Source organism: Salinibacter altiplanensis, from assembly GCF_002894645.1.
Lineage (GTDB): Bacteria > Bacteroidota > Rhodothermia > Rhodothermales > Salinibacteraceae > Salinibacter > Salinibacter altiplanensis.
This window is the reverse complement of the sequence record NZ_NCQY01000030.1, coordinates 104590-119065: the sequence shown is the minus strand read 5'-3', so window position 1 is coordinate 119065 and position 14476 is coordinate 104590. Positions and strand designations below refer to the sequence as shown.

The following is a 14476-nucleotide window of genomic DNA, read 5'->3' as shown; positions in this document are numbered from 1 at the left end:
GACTAAGAATTCTCCCCAGAGGACCACGCGCCACCGTTTCGCCAGTGGGGAGTCGGCGCTACGCCGCGGCCAGGTCCACCGCGGCCTTCGACGAGATGACCTGCACGCCGGCCTCATTCATCTCGTCCCAGGCCTGGGCCAGCGAGCCGTCCTGGTCGATGCCACGGGTGGCGTCCTCAATCACATACACATCGAACCCTTCCTTGCGCCCGTCGACGGCCGACCACTTGACGCAAAAGTCCGCGGCGAGGCCGCACACGTACAGCGTGTCGATGCCTCGCTCGCGCAGATAGCCCGCGAGGCCAGTCGGGGTCTCGCCGTCGTTTTCGTAGAACGCCGAGTACGAATCGATCTCGGGCCGGAACCCCTTGCGGATAATCATCTCCGAGTGGGTCGTGTCGAGGTCCGGGTGAAACGCGGCCCCCGCCGTGCCCTGCACGCAATGGTCGGGCCAGAGGACCTGCTCGCCGTAGTCCACCTCGATTACGTCCATCGGGGCGTGCTCCGGGTGCGACGAGGCGAACGACTGGTGCCCGGCTGGGTGCCAGTCCTGCGTCTGAACGACGGGGTCGAACCGCTCGGCCAGCACATTCACGGTCGGCACGATGGTATCCCCCTCCGGCACCGCAAGGGCACCGCCGGGGCAGAAGTCGTTTTGGAGATCGACAATCAGCAGCGCGTCCATGGAAACCAGGGCGTCATCGATTGGAGAACATGCGCGGGTGCACGCCGGAACCGACTCGATTCCGAAGGCCTCACTTCAAATCGCAAAGGCACCGCAGTGTTGCCGGGCGGGCCGAACGGTCAGGCGCGGATCACGGCCTCCGGCGGAGAGGTTCGAGACGCACCCCGTCGAATTACGTCCCCCCGTCCCGATGAGCACCTCTGCCTCGCCGCCCTCCTCTTTCGCCAGTGCCGACGACATTGAGCGCGTGTTTGCGGCCCAGCGGGCACACGCCCCGGCGGTCCGGGCCACCTCGGCCGACCAGCGCAAAGACAAGCTCCGGCGCCTCTGCGATGGCCTCCGCACGTACCGGACCGAGTTCCAGGACGCCATCCACGCTGACTTTCGGAAGGCACCGGCAGAGGTGGATCTTACGGAGCTGAAGCCCCTCCTGGACGAGGCCCAGTTCGCGATCGCCCACCTCGACGAGTGGATGGCACCGACCCGGCGGAGCAGTCCGGTCTTCTTCACAGGCACCCGCTCGGAGATCCACTACGAGCCGAAGGGCGTCGCGCTGATCCTCGCCCCCTGGAACTACCCCCTCACACTCACGCTCGCTCCACTGATCAGCGCCATCGCGGCGGGCAACTGCGTGACGCTAAAGCCCTCCGAAAAGACGCCCCACACGAACATCGTCCTCAAAAAGCTGATCGGCGAGCTGTACGAGGAGCGAGAGGTGGCCCTGCTGACCGGTGCGAAGGAGGTCGCGCAGGGCCTTTTGGAGCAGCCGTACGACCACGTGTATTTTACCGGCAGCCCACGGGTCGGCCGGCTCGTGATGACGGCCGCGGCAGACCACCTGGCGTCGGTGACGCTGGAGCTCGGGGGCAAGTCGCCGGCGGTCGTAGACGAGACTGCCGACCTGGACCTCGCGGCACAGCGCATCGCCTGGTCGAAGTTCACGAACGCAGGGCAGACCTGCATCGCCCCCGACTACGTGCTCGTCGGCGCCCCGGTGCACGACGCGCTTGTCGCCCGCCTGATCGACACCATCGAGCAGTTTTACGGCGCAACGGCCGCACTGCGACGAGCCAGTGACGACTACACCCGCCTGATCGACGACGGCCACCTGGACCGCGTCGTCGGAATGCTAGAGGACGCCGTCGCGGCAGGGGCCACCGTGGCCTTTGGCGGGCAGACCAACGCCGAGACCCGATACGTAAGCCCCACGATCCTCACGGACGTGCCGCTGGACACCTCCGTCATGCAGAAAGAAATCTTCGGCCCCCTCCTCCCAATCATTCCCGTGTCGACGGTGGATGAGGCCCTCGGCATCATCAACGAGCGCCCCAACCCGCTGTCGATGTATCTCTTCAGCCAGCGCGACACGACGGTCGAGACAATCCTGGGGCGCACCACGGCCGGAAGCACGTGCGTCAACGAAGGCTTTCTCCACTACGCGAACCCCAACCTCCCCTTCGGCGGGGCCGGGCACAGCGGCATCGGGCGGGGCCACGGGGAGGCCGGCTTCCGGGCCTTCTCAAACGAGCGATCGGTGCTGCGGCGCCGGTACGGGGCGTCGCTCGTGCAGGCTGTCCTCCCCCCCTTCACGGATCGCAAAGAGAGCTTCCTGGCGGCCCTCCTCCGGTACTTCTCCGGGCCCTAAACTCTCCGCCACACGACACGGAATGTGATCGGCGTTCAGGGACTGGCTCAGAGCCCATCCCCTGCGCCATGGGCGCCCGCTGTGGCTGAAAGGGAGCCCGATCGGGCCGGGAACGGCCCTGGGCTCGGTTCGTCCGACGGAGAAGCGGCGATCGATTCTCCGGAAGTGCCGTATGAATCAACGTCCCCTGACTTCTTCTCGCTTTTTATCCTCCAATGCCTGACCCCGGCGACATCCTGGACGGCTACCGCCTGGAAGCGGTCATTGGCCGGGGCGGCATGGGCACCGTGTACCGGGCCACCGACCAGGCGCTCGAAAAAACCGTCGCCCTTAAGGTCATCGCGCCCCACCTGGCCGACGACGACACCTTCGTGCGCCGATTCCGGGAGGAGGCCAAGGCGCTGGCCCGCCTGGACGCGGACGGAATTGTCGACGTGTACACCCTTCGCGAGACGGGGGAGGCCCTGTTTTTCGTGATGGAGCACGTCGAGGGGCCTTCGCTGGAGACCATGTTGCGGCGGCGGGGCCGGCTGGAGCCCCCACAGGCCCTGTCGCTCCTCCGACAGGTGCTCACTGCCGTGGGGCACGCCCACGCCTCAGGGGTGCTGCACCGCGACCTCAAGCCCAGCAACATCCTCATCGACACCGACGGGCAGGCGGTAATCACAGACTTCGGCCTGGCTAAGATTCTGGCGTCCGACGCCGACCTGACGGCGACGCACGACCAACTCGGCACCGTCGCGTACATGTCGCCGGAACAGGTGAAGGGCCTCCAGAACGTAGATGCCGCCAGCGACCTCTTCACCGTCGGCCTCGTCGCCTACGAGGTGCTGACCGGGCGGCTCCCCTTCGACCGGTCCGAAAGCGACTTCGTCGTTCAGCGGGCGATCGTGGACGCCTCGTTTCCGCCTCCGTCGACCTACGCGCCGGCGGTGCCCCCGGCAGTGGAGCAGGTGGTGCTCGACCTGTTATCGAAAGGCCCGGCCGCTCGCCCACCCGACGCCCAGGCCACCCTGGCCCGGCTGCCCGCCCCGCAGACCGCAGACGAGGAGCCGCTCCTCACGCCGGATGCCCCGGCCTCCCCTGACGCCGCCTTCACGTCTTGGCAGTGGGCCGGCCTGGCAGTGGGGACCCTCCTGGTACTGATGGGCACATACGCCGGGGTGCGGGCCACCCTCGGCCTGCCGGTGCTCTCCGCCGCAGGCCCGGCGCCCCCAGGAACGACCCGAACGGCAGCGGACGACGCAGGACGCTTTTCTGGCGAGGCGGAAGAGCCCCCGGCGGAGGCGTCGTCCCCCGCCGCTGCATCGTCCGACGATGAGGCCCCGTCGGAGGAGCCAGACCCGTCAGCGGACGCCTTGTCGGAGGGGGAGCCTCCCCCACCTGCTCCGTCCGGCGACACGTCCGGGGCAACGTCCCCCGAAGCCTCCGCCCCGAACGATGAGCCATCTTCCTCCCCCGAGCCAGCGACAGGGACCGTTACGATCCGGTCGGACCCGGACGGGGCGACGGCACGCCTCGACGGGCAGACGGTTGGGCGCACGCCCTTGACGGTCAACGACCTGGCGCCCGGCACGTATCGGCTCCTTCTGGACCGGGACGACCACCGCGCCCAGGAGACGACCGTGTCGGTGGCGGGGAACGACACCGCCGTCGTGTCGTCGACGCTTCTCCCTCGGCCCGCCGTGGTGCGGCTGGGCGCCCGTCCCGACGGCGAGGTGCGCATCGACGGAGCCCCCCGATCCCCCGGAGCGGACGGGCTCGTGGTCGATTCGTTGTCGCCGGGCCCCCACCAGGTCACAGTCACGTCCAGTCTTGGCCGCTGGGCGATGGAGGTAACGCTCGATCCGGGAGAGACATACGAGCGCACGGTCGACTTCACCGAGCGTGTCGAGAGCGCGGTCACGGCCCGTGCGCCAGACGGCCCTCCGCTCCCCAATGCCACCGTCACGGTGGACGGCGACACGGTCGGATACACCCCACAGCGCCTGACGCTTCGGGTGGGGGAGCGCGTCATCCGCGTCGCGAAGGAGGGCCGCGCCCCGGCCGAACGCACGGTCCGGATCGAACCGGGCATGGACACGCCGCTCGTATTCGAGTTGGCCCCGAGGCCCGAATGAACCGCTCTCGCCCCAATGGCTACTGCATGATGACGAGGCGACGGGTCCGCGTGACGCCTCCGGCCTGCAGGCGAAGCAGGTAGGCCCCACTGGAGAGGGCCCCCCCGGTGTTCTGGCGGGTCCACGCGTGGGTGTGGGTGCCGGGGCCGACGGACTTGTCGTCAATGAGCGTAGCCACGCGCCGCCCCAGCAGATCGTACAGCTCCAGGGTGGCTCGGGTGCGCTCGGGGACCTGGTATCGGAAGGTGGCATGGCTGCGCACTGGGTGGGGCACGCTAGGCAGGAGCTCGACGCGCTCCGGCCGATCCGCATCTCGCCCCAGTCGCCGCTGCACCGCCGCGGGGGGCCCGACGAGAACCCGAAGGGACCGGGCGTCGCCCTCCTCGGGCGCCGGAAAGCGGTACGTCGGCGACTCCCGCAGGTTTTGGGCTTGGTCCAGCGCCGGGTCCACGAGCCACACCGACTGATCGTCGGGCACCGACGAGACGTCCGATGCACTTATGGTGATCAACCCGGACACGTTGGTCCGAACGTTGGCCGTCCAGGTGCGGAGACCGCCGCCCGTCGAGCGCATGTCACGCCAGAGCTCGCCCTCCTGCGACGGGGCGCGAAAGCTGAGGGAGACGTAATCGCCGATGGGCGGGGGCTCCCGCCCGTCTGCTGCCTCCACGCCGTCCGTTGCGTTCGGGGCCGTCCCGAACGTGTTCATCGCATCGCGCGCCTGTCCCACCCGGGCCGACAGGTCGACCGCCCACCGCGGGTCCGGGGCCCGTGCCGACGAGGTGAGGGCGGACAGTTCTTCTGGGCTCGGGTCAACGACGAGCGTTCCGTTCTGCCCACCGGAGAGGTAGACAAGGTATCCCCGGTAGGGCTCCAGCACGCCGTCCTTCTGGTTGACGAAATCCTCCCCGTCGTAGCCGAGCACGTCTTCGAGCGTTCCGGCTGTGTTCTCGACACGGACCTGGCTCATCGGCACGTCGAACGCAAATGGGTTGCCAATTAGGTTCCAGCCCTCGTCCAGTCCACTCTCGTGAGGCTGGTCTACGGGAATCGACGTGCCGTTGAGCGAAGCCAGGGCCTCATCGGACTCATCAGACGCACGGATAAACCACAGTGCTTCGCCCGTCTCCAGGGACGCTCTTTCCACGTCATTTTGCTCCACGTAGCCGCCATCTGCCGTGAGGCCGCTGGGGCCAATCGAGAAGAGCCGCCACTCCGACGGGTCGTACGGGAGCAGCGGCCCGAATACGTTTGACAGACCTGAATCATCAAGCTGGGTTGGAACCGACACGATCCGGTACATACCGCTAGCTTGCTGGGGGGGAGTCACCTCTCCCTCGACCCGGATCGACGTCGGACCACTGGTCGGGGCCTGTGCCAGGGTCGTATCTCCACCTCGGACCTCAACAACGTATTCGAGTCCGCGAAGGGTAACGCGAGACTCAGGAATGGTCCTCGTGCGCTCCTCATCCCCTTGCATTTCTTTTTGGACGAACGTCGACTCTCCTCCCTCTCGGTACCGGAGCTGCACGTCTGCCTCGGACGGCAGGCTTCTCACATCCACCGTCACATCAACGGCCGTGCCTGCGTCGACCGGGTCAGGGGCGGCCGGCGGGGACGGCTCGGTGAGCTCGAGGAATAGCGGGGTGGCCGACCCCTCATTCGATAGTGACGAAACCTTCGTAACCGCGTCCCCGCACGAAGCAGGAAGGTCTTCCGTCTCGACGACCTCGGCCGCCACCCGATAGTAATATTCTTGCCCCTCCGACAGGCCGGTATCAGTGTAGGTCGGAGGAGTCCCCTCGGTTGCCCCCACCCCCTCAATCCGTTTTTCGGATTGCTCCTCCGGGTCGGTGGAGGGGATCTCCGCCGTGTCCCGGTACAGCCCGTAGCACACCACCGTCTCGTCGTCATCTAGCCCCGTTGGGGCGTCCCAGGTCAACGTATTCTCCTGGTTGCCCGGGGCAACCTCAAGGCCATCGGGGACCTGCGCTACGGCCCCGAGGGGAACAACCAGCCCTAAAAAAATGAGCAGCCGACCAGTCATTTGAGGGTCAATGCATGGGCGCATGGCAACATGATGCAATTGGTCTACTCCGGGGGCGGTGGCGGCGGGGATAGAGGCTCAGACCCATCGCCCGAGTCGTCGCCCCCGATCAAAAGCACCGCGGCCGTGCCGAGGGCGGCCGCCGCGGCCCCGAGGGTCCACCGGAGCCAGCGGCGGTTCTCATCCTCCTGGGCCTCGGCCCGGGCCCGCCGTCGCTTCTTCGCCTGCTCCACGAGAGCAACAAAGTCAGGCCGGTCCTGCGCAGGATCCGGCGCATACTCTGGCTGCAGGTCGAGCAGGCTTTCGACGGCCCGCCGGGCCGCGGTCTCGTCGTTTTGACCAAGATACACGAAACCGAGCAGCCGGTACATGCGGGTTCGCACCGAGTCCGGCAGCGTTCGCTCCTGCGCACAGGGCCGAAGACGAGCCACGGCGGCCTCGAATTCTGCGGCGTAATATGCCTCTTGCGCCTGTGCGAAGCTGGTATCACAGGAGGTCGGCGTCTGAGCCTGGACCCCAGACGCGCTGCCCAAAAGCAACGCTCCCCCCATGATCAGCCAGCCCAAGGCAGGGAGTAAACCAATCCGGCGCATGCATTCAGTTGAGAAAGCCGGGAAGCACTTCGAGCGAACCAAGGGGCTATACAGAACACTGGGGGGAGGGTTGCAACCCCCGCAGTGCTGATCTGTGAAGGCGCCTAGGGGCCTCTCCTTCGGTCGAGCGCATCCTTTTCGGGAGAGGCCGCGTTCTTGATCGCTTGTCCGCCTACTCGTCCTGATCGCCCGTGGTAGGCATGGTCCCCTCCAGGTACGAGCTGCCGTTCCGTTGCACCACGACACGCTGACCACGCGGGTCGAAGTCGAGCGGGGGATGGCCCTCCTCCGACGGACGGCGGAATTCAACCTCCGCTTCGCCCTCGTCACCCGTGACGTCGAGCTCCCCGCGCGTCGTATCGGCGACCACGACGTCGTAGGTGCCCGTCGTCAGGTCTTCGACCTCAACCTTGAACTCCGTCTCGTTGGCATCCTTCTCGAACTTCACTTCGCCGGTGGCGTCCGAATCCGGGCCGACGTTCTCAAGGGCCGTCTCAATCTCAATCTCGTTTTCGTCCTCCTCTTCGTCCTCTTCGTCTTCTTCATTTTCTTCTTCATCGTCCCTCCCGTCTCGGTCATCGTCCTCGAAGCCCTCAATGGAAGACTCGATGTTCTCCTCCACAACCTCCCCGAAGGAGCTCTCATCGGTCACTCGTGCCGGGTTGACCAGCGTACTGTCGGCCCGCCGAAACCAGGCATCGACGTTCACCGAGAACGTGACGTTATTGGTGTTGTCCGCGGTGACCTCCAAGGGCGGTTCGAACGCAAGTTCCCGCTCGGCGTTGAGATCACTCGTGTACGTGAAGTCTTGGGCCGCCGCGCCGGCCGGTGTATAGCGTCCTTGAACCCGAATGCTCGTCTCCAGCGGAAAGTCCGTCCCCTCCAGAAAGCCGGGCGTTGAGGACTCCGCCTCGGGCTTGTGTACGTCAAACTCGACTTCCTCCCAGCGTCCAGTAGGCAACGTCGTATCGACGACCACGGCGGGCGCATCTCCGTCCAGCGGAAGCGAGACGAGAACGGGGCCGGACTCGACCTCGGCGCAACCGTCCTCGTCCGCGTCTGGACGATTCTCTGGGGCGCAATTCTCATCGCCGTTGGCGCGGTCCAGTTCAATCTCACGGACGACCATCTCTACCCGGTCGAGACGGAGCTGATTGCCGTCTGGGTCAATGAGGGTTCGCTGACCCGATGCGGCCTTGCGCGTCGACGCAGTGCCGTCGGACGCGGTGCCGTCCGAGAAAGCCATCGAGACGGGCGCGTCGGCCTCGGACCCGTCCGGTCCCGCCACCGTGCTTCCGTCGCAGGCCACGAGGCCCAACGCGAGCCCCCCGAGGACCAGGAGTCCGCCAAGATGGCGTATGAGATGCAAGAAGGACTCGTTGGAATGGAAGCGGGAGAGGGACATGGGCATGCCTTCAGTTTGGTGTGTGGATCGTGGATTGCCTTCGTGCAGGCGTGTCACCCTGTACGATGATCAAGACCCGCACCACTTCACATTTTCTCCACAAACCTTCATTAAAGATAAACAGAATCGCTTTTTTAGACAGTCAAAGTGGGACTGATTCTGCGACCTTGGGTGGGCTGTGAAGGGACTGTGTGTCGGGATTGGGCGGCTCGTGTTTCACCGGTGTGTCGCGTGAGACACCTCGCTCTCGTTCACGAGACGATGCCTGCGGGCGAAGCGTTCGTGTTTCCTGCTGCGGACGTCCTGAAATGGGGACGGGGGCGGACCAACTGGCCCGTGATTTGAATAGGACCGACGCGATCTTACGCAACCCATTGGCCAATATGTCTTTCCGGCGTAGGATTTTATTGGTGGTGATTGGTCTCGCCCTCGGGACCGTGGTGATGGGAAGCGTCGCGGGGCTGGCCCTCTGGTACGTGCAGGTCGGAGCGACACCGTTTCTGGCCGAAGCCCCCGAGCTCGACACCCTGCTCCGCCGGAGCCTCTGGCTCGTCGGCGGCGTCACGGGCGTCCTTGCGCTCGGGGCCGCGGCTGCGGGGCATTGGCTGCTCGCATCGTTCCGGCAGTCCCTCCAGGTCCTCCAGGACGCCGTGGAGCAGGTCCGCACGGGTCGCCTTGACGCTCAGGTCTCGGTCGACCCGGACGATGAACTCCGGCGACTGGCCCGGGCTTTGGACCAAATGACCACCACGCTCAGCCAGCAGACGGTCTCGCGGGACTACCTGCAGGCCGTACTCGACTCCATGGCGGAGCTGTTGTTCGTGGTCGACACCGACGGGCGCATCCGCCGGGCCAACGCGGCCGCCGCACAGGCCCTTGGCCGCTCGGCATCGGCCCTGCGCGGAACGGCGCTCGGCAATCACTTCGACATAGATCCGTTGGCGTCCTCCGCCGAGGGCCCAGTCGAATGCACCCTCACCCCCACGGACGGCCCCGAACGGACCGTCCTCGTCTCCCGGTCGGCCCTGGAGCGAGCAGACGCCACGCAGGGCACGCTCGTGTGCGTGGCGCAGGACATCTCGGAGCGAAAGGCCGCCGAAGAGAAGCTGCGGCGCTCCCTGGAGGAAAAGGAGGTTCTTCTCCACGAGATCCACCACCGCGTCAAAAACAACCTACAGGTCATTTCAAGCCTGCTGAACGCCCAGGCCCGCGACGTGGAAAGCCCGGCAATCGAGGATCGGTTCACGGAGACGCAGGACCGCATCCGCTCCATGGCGTCCATCCACGAGCAGCTTTACCAGTCCGACGACCTGGCGCGGATCGAGTTTGACGCGTACCTTGAGGGGCTTCTGGATGACCTCTTCCGGTCGCACCGGACCGCCCACATCGATCGCACCCTGGCGGCCGACACCCAGCCACTCTCCGTGGATCAGGCCATTCCGTCCGGCCTCATCGTAAACGAGCTTGTCACAAACGCCCTCGAGCACGCCTTTCCGGAGGGCCGGTCCGGCACCGTCGCCGTTACGTTCCGCGCCGACGAGGGCACCGCGCGGCTGACCGTGGCGGACGATGGCCGCGGCGCGGACGGGCTCGACGAGAACGGACGCCTCGGGCTCCGGCTGGTCCACGGGCTGACGCGTCAGCTTCGGGGCACCCTCTCCACCGACCTCGACGACGGCGTAACCGTTACGATCGCGTTCCCCACGAATCCGTCCAACTGATTCATGCCGCCCCCACCCCGCATCCTGATCGTGGAGGACGAGTTCGCCGTCGCCATGGAGCTGGAGGATCACCTGGAGGAGCTCGGCTACACCATCGTGGCCCACGTGATGACCGGCGCCGCGGCGATCGACCGGGCAGACGAGACCGATCTCGACCTGGTGCTGATGGACGTGCACCTCGACGGCCCGATGGACGGCGTGGAGGCGGCCCGCACCATTCGGGGGAATCATCCCCTTCCCGTGGTGTTCGTCACCGCCTACAGCGACGACGAGACCCTTCAGCGGGCGACCGACACGACACCGTTCGGCTACGTCGTGAAGCCGTTCAACGAACGGGAGATCTACGCCGCGGTGGAGGTGGCCCTGCAGACCCACGCCCTGCAGCACCGCGTAGAGCGGGCCCACGACGACCTCCGCCAGCTCCTAAACGGGCTTCGCCAGGGCACGGCCCTCATCGACGCGACGGGGCACCTTCGGTTCTTAAGCGACCCGGCCGCCCGCCTGCTTGGGGTCTCGTCCGAGGCGGCCATCGGCACCTCGTGGGCCGATCTCCTCCCCGTCGACGACGAAACCCTGGAGGCACTCCGGCCCCGGATGGAGGGCACGGCCGACGCCGACGAGCCCATCACCGCCCCCCTTGCCCACGACGATGGCACGTCATACCGCGTCGAGATCGACGTGCGCGACGACCCGCGCGACGACGAGCGTCACATCCTAGTGTTCTACGACGTGACGGAGGTCCATGAGCTCCGGCGCATGCTGGACGACCGGTCTCAGTTCCACGACCTCGTCGGCAAGAGTGCCCCGATGCAGGACGCCTACGAGCAGATTCGGTCCGTCGCCGAGGTTAAGACCACGGTACTCATCCAGGGCGAGACGGGCAGTGGGAAGGAGCTCGCCGCCCGGGCCATCCACGACGAGAGCCCGCGGGCAAACGGTCCGTTCGTCACCGTCAACTGCGCCGCCCTCAACCCCGACCTTGCCGGCAGCCGCCTCTTCGGGCACCGGAAGGGCGCCTTCACGGGGGCGACCGAGGACCGAGAGGGGTACTTCGAGGCAGCCGACGGGGGCACGCTTTTCCTCGACGAGATCGGCGACATCCCGCTCGACGTGCAGCGGCAGCTCTTGCGGGTGCTCGAAGAAGAGGCCGTCACGCGGCTCGGGGAGACAGAGGCCCGCCCGGTCGACGTCCGCATCGTGGCCGCCACGCACCGAACCCTCGACGACGAGGTGGAGGCCAACCGGTTTCGACAAGACCTGCTGTACCGGATTCGGATCGCCCGCGTCCCCCTCCCGCCCCTCCGCGAGCGCCGGTCCGATCTGCCCCTTCTGGTGCGCACCTTCCTTCGTGAAATCCGGGCCCGCACGGGGGCGGAGGTCGACCGCGTCGGCAACGAGGCCCTCCGCCGCCTGCTCAACTACGACTGGCCGGGCAACGTGCGCGAACTGCAAAATGCACTGGAGGCGGCCCTCATCCGCGCGTCCGGCGATGTGCTCCGGGCGGGCGACCTTCCCCCCGAGATTCGGGACGCGTCCCCCTCCGCCCCGTCGGCCTCCGAGGAAGCCGAACGCATCCGGGCGGCCCTCGAGCAAACCGACGGCAACCGCACCGAGGCCGCCGAGCTGCTCGGGATCAGTCGGGCGACCCTGTACCGCCGCCTCGACGAGTACGACATCGAGTGATCGAGACGGGACAGGCCCCTCTGTTCAATCGTCGAGCGCCGCCAGGAGGCGCTCGAAGTCGGCCTCCGTCAGTTTCTGCTCGGCCCGGAGGCGCTCCAAGGAGTCCCGCACGGCCGCAACGTCCGTCGTGTCCGGCTCTGCCGGCGGCGCGAAGTCGATGTCGCGCACCATGGCCGTGTCCAGGAAATCGGCAACGTAGGACGCGGCCTTCGGCGTGCCCGAAAAGTCCATCGTTAGCTCAAAGGTGGCCCGTCCCCGGTTGACCGTGAGGGCCACCACCTTGCCGCCCAGCCCAAACCAGCGGCTCTGCGCCTCCACCCCCACGAGGTCTGGGTAGCGCACCGTCTGGATCGCCTGCAGGTCGTTGTTCTGGAAGACAAACCGGTCGTGGGCAAAGACAGCACCGTCGCCCCCCGTGCCACTCAGGGTCGCGTCGTACAGGGCCAGCACCTCGTCGGGCCCCACCTCAGTCGCGTAGTCGGAGCGGGCCTTGTCGAGCCGGCCCGACGGCAGGTTCGGCGCCACGAACAGCCCCATCTGCGGGGCGTGCGGCAGCCGGTCGCGAAGCAGCGCCTCCATTGGCAAAGAGGGTCGATTGAGGACAGCGCGCGTAGGTCGCTCTAGAGGAAATTCTCAGGGCGCCGTGGCCATCGCGGTGGACTCGAAAAAGCCCAGCGTGGTTTCGAGGACGCCGCCGAAGAAGACCCCAAGCACGACCAGCGCCACCGCGCACACCACGAGCGTGCCCGTCGCCGCCACCGTGGCCCGGGGGAACGCGGCCGCCCGCACCGGGTCGGTCGCCTCCACGTCGTCGGCCGACTGCATCCAGAAGACGTACACGACACGCAGGTAGTAGTAGGCGCTCAGGGCACTCATGAGCACACCGATCACGACGAGCCAGGTGAGTCCGGCGTCGACGGCCGGGGCAAACACGAAGTACTTGCCCGCGAAGCCGCCAAGCGGGGGGAAGCCGATCAGGCTCAGCATGAAGATGCCCATCGTGCTGCCCAGGACGGGGCGGTCGTTGGCGATGCCCGCCAGCGACGACAAGGTCTGCTCCCGCCCCTCCTTCCCGTCCCACTCCAGCATCGACATCACGCCGAAGGCCCCGATGTTCATCACCGCGTAGACCAGCAGATAGAACAGGGCGCCGGCGTATCCGGCCGACGTTCCCGCCGAGAGCCCGACGAGCACGTACCCGGCGTGCGCGATGGACGAGTACGCAAGCAGACGCTTGACGTTGGTCTGGGCCAGCGCCATCACGTTCCCGATCACCATCGTCAGCACCGCCACCGCGGCCACGGACAATTGCCACTCTCCACCCGGCACGGCGTGGACCAGCACCAGGATGAGGGCGGCGAACGCCGCGGCCTTCGTCGCCGTCGACATGTATCCGGTGAGGGGCGTGGGGGCCCCCTGATACACATCCGGGGTCCACATGTGGAAGGGCGCCGCGCTCACCTTGAAGAAGAAGCCCACCAGGAACAGCGCGAAGCCGCCCCAGAACAGAAGCCGCGTCGAGAGCGTCCCGAGTTCCGCCGCCGCCATCGCCGGCAGCGCCATCGTCCCCGTGGCCCCGTACATGAGCGCGATGCCGTACAGAAAGAAGCCGGTTGAGAACGCCCCGAGCAGAAAATACTTGAGGGCACTCTCCACCGCCCCTTCGTCCTCCCGAATGAATCCGGTCAGGACGTAGAGGCAGACCGACATCGTCTCGAGCCCGAGGAAAATGCTGACCATGTTGTTGGCCGAGCCGAGCATGATCATGCCGACCGTAGAGAACATGATCAGCGCGTAGACCTCCCCGTAGTCGTACCGCAACTGGTTCAGGTACGGCACCGAGAGGAGGATCGTGGCCAGGCCCGTAAGCAGGATGATAAGGTTGATGAACGCCACGAAGCCCCCGGTTCGGAGGGTTTCGAAGAACACCGTGCTCTGAGGGGCCCCAAGATGCGTGGCCTCCCAGGCCGCAGAGACGCCGAGCGCCGCCACCCCGAGCCAGGGAATGGCCGGGTGGTCGTTGCGGAACGCATCGAGGACGATCATCGCAAGTCCGACCAGCCCCACGACCGACATGGAAAAGGCAGCCGGCAGATCGGTCACGAGCGTCGGGAATGCAGTCGACAAATCCATAGGCAAAACCAAACCGTTCATTGCTCAAAAATGGCCCGCCACCGTCCCACGGCGGCCGCTCCTCCCCGCACCAATGCCAACACCTACGCGAGTGCCTCGATTTCGGAGGCAAGCGCCACGTCCATCTCCGTCACCTGCCCCCCCGCATCGTGGGTCGTAAGGGCGACGGACACGGTGTTGTAGACGTTTTCCAGCTCGGGATGGTGCATCATCTCCTCGGCGCAGAAGGAGAGGCGCACGATGAAGCTGATGGCCTCCCGAAAGTCGGCAAACTCATACGTCTTCTGGAGTTTGTCGTCAGCGTGGGACCATCCGTCCAGGTCCGCCAGGGCGTCGTCGATTGCGTCGTCGGCAAGGGGCTCGCGTGAAGGCATACGTTCAAGCTGACACTTCGAAAAGAGAATGAAGGGACCCGTCTCCGAAAGAGGCACCACGCGTCACAAA

General features: G+C 66.5%; 11 protein-coding genes. 4 read left to right on the top strand and 7 right to left on the bottom strand.

Annotated elements, in window-relative coordinates; all coding sequences use genetic code 11:
- Positions 1–58: 58 nt before the first annotated feature.
- Complete coding sequence (pncA, locus tag B7R93_RS12570; RefSeq protein WP_103021105.1) at positions 59–685, bottom strand: bifunctional nicotinamidase/pyrazinamidase; 627 nt, start codon at positions 683–685, stop codon at positions 59–61.
- 190 nt (positions 686–875) lie between these two features.
- On the opposite strand from pncA, the gene B7R93_RS12565 reads away from it, so the two are divergent.
- A complete protein-coding gene (locus B7R93_RS12565; protein WP_103021104.1) occupies positions 876–2330 on the top strand; it encodes an aldehyde dehydrogenase family protein in 1455 nt (484 codons plus the stop codon).
- A gap of 215 nt (positions 2331–2545) precedes the next feature.
- Positions 2546–4450, top strand: coding sequence for a serine/threonine-protein kinase (locus B7R93_RS12560; protein ID WP_103021103.1), 1905 nt, complete (start codon positions 2546–2548; stop codon positions 4448–4450).
- Positions 4451–4469: 19 nt separating this feature from the next.
- On the opposite strand, the gene B7R93_RS12555 is transcribed toward B7R93_RS12560, so the two are convergent.
- The 3 genes from B7R93_RS12555 to B7R93_RS12545 form a co-directional block, all read right to left on the bottom strand.
- A complete protein-coding gene (locus tag B7R93_RS12555; RefSeq protein WP_157942299.1) occupies positions 4470–6497 on the bottom strand; it encodes a T9SS type A sorting domain-containing protein in 2028 nt (675 codons plus the stop codon).
- 44 nt (positions 6498–6541) lie between these two features.
- On the bottom strand, positions 6542–7063 hold the full coding sequence (locus B7R93_RS12550) for a hypothetical protein (protein ID WP_232798405.1): 522 nt from the start codon (positions 7061–7063) through the stop codon (positions 6542–6544).
- Positions 7064–7262: 199 nt separating this feature from the next.
- The gene (locus B7R93_RS12545; protein WP_232798404.1) at positions 7263–8495 is read right to left on the bottom strand and encodes a hypothetical protein; all 1233 of its coding nucleotides are present in this window, start codon (positions 8493–8495) and stop codon (positions 7263–7265) included.
- 410 nt (positions 8496–8905) lie between these two features.
- Here B7R93_RS12545 and B7R93_RS12540 point away from each other — a divergent pair, with 410 nt between their 5' ends.
- Entirely contained in the window at positions 8906–10216 is a 1311-nt protein-coding gene (locus B7R93_RS12540; protein ID WP_232798403.1) for a sensor histidine kinase, read from the top strand.
- A 3-nt stretch (positions 10217–10219) separates the two neighbouring features.
- A complete protein-coding gene (locus tag B7R93_RS12535; protein WP_103021100.1) occupies positions 10220–11899 on the top strand; it encodes a sigma 54-interacting transcriptional regulator in 1680 nt (559 codons plus the stop codon).
- Positions 11900–11923: 24 nt separating this feature from the next.
- Here the strand turns inward: B7R93_RS12535 and B7R93_RS12530 are convergent, their stop codons facing one another.
- The 3 genes from B7R93_RS12530 to B7R93_RS12520 form a co-directional block, all read right to left on the bottom strand.
- Complete coding sequence (locus B7R93_RS12530) at positions 11924–12478, bottom strand: hypothetical protein (protein WP_103021099.1); 555 nt, start codon at positions 12476–12478, stop codon at positions 11924–11926.
- Positions 12479–12532: 54 nt separating this feature from the next.
- On the bottom strand, positions 12533–14032 hold the full coding sequence (locus B7R93_RS12525) for an NADH-quinone oxidoreductase subunit N (protein ID WP_103021098.1): 1500 nt from the start codon (positions 14030–14032) through the stop codon (positions 12533–12535).
- Positions 14033–14115: 83 nt separating this feature from the next.
- On the bottom strand, positions 14116–14406 hold the full coding sequence (locus B7R93_RS12520; RefSeq protein ID WP_103021542.1) for a 4a-hydroxytetrahydrobiopterin dehydratase: 291 nt from the start codon (positions 14404–14406) through the stop codon (positions 14116–14118).
- Positions 14407–14476 lie beyond the last annotated feature (70 nt).

Bases quoted from the DNA above. Each gene is read 5' to 3' on its own strand.
- pncA (WP_103021105.1), bottom strand. From the start codon at position 685: ATGGACGCGCTGCTGATTGTCGATCTCCAAAACGACTTCTGCCCCGGC.
- B7R93_RS12565 (WP_103021104.1), top strand. From the start codon at position 876: ATGAGCACCTCTGCCTCGCCGCCCTCCTCTTTCGCCAGTGCCGACGAC.
- B7R93_RS12560 (WP_103021103.1), top strand. From the start codon at position 2,546: ATGCCTGACCCCGGCGACATCCTGGACGGCTACCGCCTGGAAGCGGTC.
- B7R93_RS12555 (WP_157942299.1), bottom strand. From the start codon at position 6,497: ATGACTGGTCGGCTGCTCATTTTTTTAGGGCTGGTTGTTCCCCTCGGG.
- B7R93_RS12545 (WP_232798404.1), bottom strand. From the start codon at position 8,495: ATGTCCCTCTCCCGCTTCCATTCCAACGAGTCCTTCTTGCATCTCATA.
- B7R93_RS12535 (WP_103021100.1), top strand. From the start codon at position 10,220: ATGCCGCCCCCACCCCGCATCCTGATCGTGGAGGACGAGTTCGCCGTC.
- B7R93_RS12530 (WP_103021099.1), bottom strand. From the start codon at position 12,478: ATGGAGGCGCTGCTTCGCGACCGGCTGCCGCACGCCCCGCAGATGGGG.
- B7R93_RS12525 (WP_103021098.1), bottom strand. From the start codon at position 14,032: ATGGATTTGTCGACTGCATTCCCGACGCTCGTGACCGATCTGCCGGCT.
- B7R93_RS12520 (WP_103021542.1), bottom strand. From the start codon at position 14,406: ATGCCTTCACGCGAGCCCCTTGCCGACGACGCAATCGACGACGCCCTG.